This window comes from Mesorhizobium sp. M1A.F.Ca.ET.072.01.1.1, from assembly GCF_004023325.1.
GTDB lineage: Bacteria > Pseudomonadota > Alphaproteobacteria > Rhizobiales > Rhizobiaceae > Mesorhizobium.
On sequence record NZ_RZSF01000381.1, the window covers coordinates 1 to 5758 of the forward strand.

Genomic DNA, 5758 nt, shown 5'->3' on the forward strand with positions numbered 1-5758 from the left:
TCCCTATACTCGCGAGTCTGCTCGCCATCGACTCTTCAGTCTATCGGGCGGCGCAGATCATGGGCGCTCGACCGGCGCGGATCTTCTGGACCGTCACCCTGCCGCTCAGCGTGCCAGGGGTGTTCGCGGCCGCTTCCAGCGCCTTCGTGATGGCGCTCTCCTTCTTCATTATCCCGGCACTGCTCGGCGGTCCCAAGGATGCCATGCTGTCGAACCTCGTCGACTTTTACACACGCGAGACTCTCGACTGGAACATGGCATCGGCAGTTGGCGTGCTGCTGCTCGGCATGGTGCTGATCGTTGCCGTCCCGTTCTTAGTGTGGAAACAGCGTGCGGGTAGAGTGGGATGAGCGAACATCTGCGCGACCCGCTGCATAAGCGCCATGAATGGCTCGGCACGCTGCTGGCAATCCTTTGCTATGTCTTCCTGCTGGCGCCCATCATCATCGTCGTACCGATCGCCTTCGGTTCGGCCGACGAGCTCTCTTTCCCGCCGCGGCAATATTCGCTGGACCTCTTCCATATCTTCTTCAACTCGGCATCATGGACCGCCCCGCTGTTTCAGAGCCTGAAGGTGGCCGTCATCAATACGGCCGTGACACTCCTGACCGCAGTCCCCGCCGCTTACGGGCTCGCGCGCTATTCCTTCCCGGGAAAGCGCCTCATTTCGGCGCTAATGTTCAGCTCGCTTATCGTGCCCACGATTATTACCGCGCTCGGCCTCTACCTCTATTTCTCCTATCTGCACATCACCGGCACGACCCTCGCGCTCGTACTCGGTCATGTCGTCCACACCACGCCCTTTGTGCTGGTGATCATGATGGCCGGCGTACGGAAGCTCGATCCAAACCTCGAATTCGGCGCCCAGCTCCTCGGCGCGGGCCGCATTCGTATGTTGATCTCCGTCGTCTTGCCGCAGCTTCTACCCTCGCTGATCGCCGCGGCGCTGTTCGCTTTCCTGATCTCCTTTGACGAAGTGGTGATCTCCTGGTTCCTCTCCGGCTCCTCGACCACCACTCTGCCGGTGAAGATGTTCAGCGCGATCCGCTGGGAGGTATCGCCGGTGATCGCCGCCGTCTCTACGCTGCTGACGGCGGTTTCGCTGGTCGTCTGTCTCATCCTCGCCGCCTTCAAGAACTCCTCGCCCATCCAGAACTGATCCGCTCGGCGATCATATGAAGAAAGGAAGCCCGCATGACCATCCCCTTAACGCAAGTGAGAACGGAAGAGACGCTCAATGAGCTTCGAGAGCGCACCGCGCTTGCGAGCAAATTCGCCTGGTACATGGTCTCCGGCATCACCTCGATGGTCTTTCGCGAGAAGGGCGAGGCCGCGCTCAACGAGATTTGGCGGCGACTGCTTTCCTCGGAGCAGAAGGAACGCTTCCTCGAAGCGCTGGACAAGCTCGAGATCGCTGGCAACCCGCCCGCGGTTACCGCCGCGCTCTACCACTATTTCAGCAACGCGATCGGCGGGCTGAACATGCAGGTTGTCGTCGAAAGCCCAAAGAAGGCGTGGATACGTTACATGGCGCCCTGGGGCTCCTATCCCGGCATGGCGGCCCTTACGGTTCCGCCGTCGGTGCGCCGCACGATCCTGTCGACTTGGCATCCGCGCAACGGCGAATTCCTGAACTGCCCGCGCCTCGGCTGGGTGGCGACCAAGTTCGTCGCCGAAGGCCACCCGTATGACGAGGGTTACTTCTTCGAATACGACCACGACCTGCGGCCCGAGGAACGCTTCCGCGTCGAGCATGTTGAGCACAGCCCGGAATTCATTCCGGAGAAGGCGCCCAAGCTCAATCCGCAGACCTGGCCGGAAGCGCGAATCCTGAAGGGCGGCTACAATTACAGCGTTGACTATGTCCGCCATGTCATCGCGATCGTCTATAGCCTGTTCGGCGCCTACGAGTCCTGCAACATCATCACCAAAGCCATGCGGCTGCTCGGAGCCCAGTTCACCGGGGAACTAGCCAACGCGACCGGTCACAAGGGCACCGACCCCAAGGGCATCGCCGACATGTTCGGGGCGATCTTCGCCGCCTTCCGCAACCCGACGGAGATAACGGCGCAGGACGACACAGCGACGCTGACGCTCGGCGGGCTCGTGCCCTTCACCAGCGAGGCCGATCCTGAGTTGCGGGTCGCGGTCTTCGAGTTCTTCATCATGGCGGTGCGCCAGCGCAACGGTCACCTGTCCATCACCCGCAGCTTCGACGAGGCGGCGCTTAGTGAACGGTGGATCATCAAGGACGAAGGAGAATGGCTTTGGTAAAGCTCAACCGCGAGAGCGGCCCGCCGTATTTCACAGACGACGAGACCGTCTCATCGCTGCTAGAGGCGATAGCGCGGGCGCGGCCTGACCACGTCTATCTGCGCTGGGACGGCGGCAAACTGACTTGCGCCGGGCTGGAACAAGAATCCGGACGGCTGGCTGCAAGTATTGCTAGCCTCGGGGTGAAGCCTGGCGAACGCGTTGCGGTTATGCTCGGTCATCATCTCGATCACGTTCTTGTCTTCTTCGCCCTGATTCGGCTCGGTGCAGTACTCGTACCGGTAAACACGGCATTGAGGGGACCAAGCCTCAGCTATCAGCTAGGCCATTCACAGCCCGCTCTCGTCATCGCCGACCGGGAGTTTGCCGAGGTACTCGACGAGCCCGTCGCGACAGCAAGGGCTGCCCGGGTTCTCTGGCGCGATGGCCCGGGCGACTTCACCGGAAATGATGGGGTCAAAGTCGGCCCGGCCGGCGACCATCCTCCTGAAGTCGCCTTCAGATGGGACGACCTTCGGATCATCCTCTACACGTCGGGGACTACCGGCGCTCCAAAGGGTGTGCAGATGTCGGACCGCATGCTGCTCGCAAGCGCTCTCGGCTCGATCTGGATCTCCGGCGTCGAGCCCGGCGATATCTTACACTTCTGGGATCCGATCTATCATGTCTTCGGGGCCGAGGTGCTGGTGCTCGCGCTCATGGTGCCGGTGACCCTGTACATGGTACCACGCTTCAGCGCTTCACACTTTTGGCAGCAGGTGAAGGAAGCCGGTGCCTCGCACCTCCATTATGTCGGCGGCGTCTTGCAGATGCTGCTGAAGCAACCCGAGAGCCCGCTCGACAAGACGCATGGGGCGCGCACCGCCTGGGGTGGCGGCTGCCCCGCTGATATCTGGACGCCGTTTGAGGAGCGTTTCGGCGTCACGGTCCGCGAGGGCTACGGCATGACCGAGACCTGCAGCTTCTCGACCATCAACACCGAGGGTCGACGCGGCTCGATCGGCAAGGCCGTCGACTATTTCAAGGTTCAGATTGTCGACGACGAGGGCAAGCCGTGCCCGCCGGGAGTCGCCGGCGAGATTCGGGTGGCTGAACGCGAGCCGGGCGTGCTCACCGTTGGCTATTTCGGCAACCCAGAGGCGACCTCGGACGCGCTGCACGACGGATGGCTCTACACTGGCGACCTAGCGACGATGGACGCGGACGGCTTTATCCGCTTCCACGGACGCAAGAAGGACAGCCTGCGGCGGCGCGGCGAGAATATCTCGGCCTGGGAAGTCGAGCGTGTGCTTAACGATCACCCGGAGGTCGCCGAATGCGCCCTCATCGGCGTTAAGAGCGATGTCGGCGACGACGATCTGAAGCTCTTCGTGCGGCGCAACGAGGGAAGCCGGGTCACGGCTTCCGAACTGCTCGAATGGAGCCGGGAGCGCCTACCGAAATTCCAGGTGCCGCGCTTCTGGGCGTTTCTCGACGAGTTCCGCAAGACGCCTACCCAGCGCATCCAGAAACAGTTCCTGTCTACCAACATCGAGGACTGCGACTTCGATGCTGAAATCACCAAAGCGCCCGGAAGGAAAATCAAATGAAGCTCGAAGGCAAGGTCGCGATTATTACCGGAGCTGCACAGGGAATCGGCGCGGGTGTAGCTCGCGAATTCCTCGCCGAAGGCTGCCGCGTCATGATCGCCGACATCCAAAAGGACAAGGGAGCTGCACTCGCAGCAGAACTGGGCGGCAGCGACGCCTGCCGCTTCTGCGAATGCGACGTAACCCGCTCTGACCAAGTGCAGGCCCTGCTGGATGCCACCGTAGCGGCATGGGGTGTGATCGATATAGTCGTCTCCAATAGCGGTATCAGCCGCAACGGCACCATCCTTGAAATCAGCGAGGAGGACTTCGACGAGGTGATCGCGGTCAACCTTAAGGGCGCCTTCCTCCTCGGCCGCGCCGGCGCACGCTGGATGGTCGACAACGGCGTACATGGCGCGATCATCAATATGAGTTCGATCAACGCCGTCATATGCAGCCCTACCATTGTTCCCTACGCGGTCAGCAAGGGTGGGCTCAACCAGCTCACCGCCGTTATGGCCCTTGGGCTCGCGCCGCATGGCATCCGCGTCAACGGCGTCGGCCCCGGCTCTATCGACACCGAACTGCTGAGCAAGATATTCAGCACCGATCCGGATGCTATGCGCGGCATACTCTCGCGCACGCCAATGCAGCGGCTAGGCACGGCGAAGGAGATCGGTCGCATCTGCGTGTTCCTGGCATCCGAGGATTCCAGCTACATGACGGGCCAGACCATCTACGCGGACGGTGGGCGGCTAAAGCTCGCCTATAATGTGCCGGTGAAGGAGCAGGCCGTTGGCTGACGGCGCGCCAGGCGGTGGCGCCCGACACAGCATTTCGCTGCGGGGACTGTCCAAATCCTTCGGGCAGACGATGGCGCTATTACCCACCGACCTCGACGTTCGTAGCGGCGAGTTCTTGACGTTGCTCGGGCCGTCGGGATCGGGCAAGAGTACGCTGCTTAACCTGATCGCCGGCGCGCTGGCGCCGAGTTCGGGGACGATCCGGCTCGACGGCAAGGACCTGACCAATGTCCCGCCGCGCGACCGAGGCCTCGGCATGGTGTTCCAGAACTACGCCCTGATGCCGCATATGACCGTCTTCGACAATGTCGCCTTCCCGCTGAAAGTGCGGCGGCAGCCGGCCCATGTCATCCGCGCGAAGGTCGCAGAGGCGCTGGCGCGCGTCGGCCTTACGGGTTTCGAGAAGCGCAAGCCGAAGCAGCTCTCTGGTGGCCAGCAGCAGCGCGTCGGGATCGCCCGCTGCATCGTCTATTCGCCGGCCATAATCCTCATGGATGAGCCGCTGGGCGCTCTCGACAAGAATCTGCGCGAACAGATGCAGGGCGAGATCAAGCGCCTTCACGAGGATCTCGGGACGACCTTCATCTATGTGACGCACGACCAGGAGGAGGCGCTCAACATGTCGGACCGCATCTGCCTGATGAGCGTCGGGCGTATCGCGCAGCTGGGTACACCCGATGATCTCTATTTCCGTCCCCGTAGCCGCTACGTTGCCGAGTTCCTCGGCGAGTCTAACATTATCACCGGGCGGGCGGCCGGCAAGGCGAAGCTCACCATCGCCGAGGACTGCAATCTCGGCACCCAGCCTTTCGATCATCCAAAAGGAACCGAACTCGCCACTATGTTTCGCCCGGAGAAGCTGCGCATCCTGACAAACGGGCAAGAGCCGAGGCTCGGCGAGAACACACTTTCAGGCTCGGTGAAGGAGATATCCTTCTTGGGCCGCTCGACCCGGATCTGCATGATCACCGACGTCGGGTTCCGGCTCATCGCCACCGCGGCTTCGCTGCAGTCAGATGCGCGCCCGGAAATTGGCAGTAGGCTGCGCGTGAGCTGGAACCCCGAGGACTCGGTCATCCTTGAGCAATGATGGGCGGCGCACCTGAAAGA

6 protein-coding genes are annotated in these 5758 nt (G+C 62.0%); all 6 read left to right on the plus strand.

Annotated elements, in window-relative coordinates:
* Nucleotides 1-350, plus strand: a 350-nt coding sequence (locus tag EOA32_RS32185; RefSeq protein WP_128373879.1) for an ABC transporter permease subunit, incomplete at its 5' end; no start/stop codon positions are given.
* Nucleotides 347-1159 carry an ABC transporter permease gene (locus EOA32_RS32190; RefSeq protein ID WP_128373880.1) on the plus strand — a complete coding sequence of 271 codons (813 nt, stop codon included), beginning with the start codon at nt 347-349 and terminating at the stop codon, nt 1157-1159. The genes EOA32_RS32185 and EOA32_RS32190, both read left to right, overlap by 4 nt.
* 35 nt (nt 1160-1194) lie before the next feature.
* A complete protein-coding gene (locus EOA32_RS32195) occupies nt 1195-2274 on the plus strand; it encodes a hypothetical protein (RefSeq protein ID WP_128373881.1) in 1080 nt (359 codons plus the stop codon).
* A complete protein-coding gene (locus EOA32_RS32200) occupies nt 2262-3863 on the plus strand; it encodes an AMP-binding protein (protein WP_128373882.1) in 1602 nt (533 codons plus the stop codon). The genes EOA32_RS32195 and EOA32_RS32200 overlap by 13 nt, the downstream gene beginning before the upstream one ends.
* Nucleotides 3860-4648, plus strand: a complete 789-nt coding sequence (locus EOA32_RS32205) for an SDR family oxidoreductase (RefSeq protein ID WP_128373883.1) — start codon at nt 3860-3862, stop codon at nt 4646-4648. The genes EOA32_RS32200 and EOA32_RS32205 overlap by 4 nt, the downstream gene beginning before the upstream one ends.
* A complete protein-coding gene (locus EOA32_RS32210) occupies nt 4641-5738 on the plus strand; it encodes an ABC transporter ATP-binding protein (protein WP_245499458.1) in 1098 nt (365 codons plus the stop codon). The genes EOA32_RS32205 and EOA32_RS32210 overlap by 8 nt, the downstream gene beginning before the upstream one ends.
* The last annotated feature ends 20 nt before the right edge of the window (nt 5739-5758 follow it).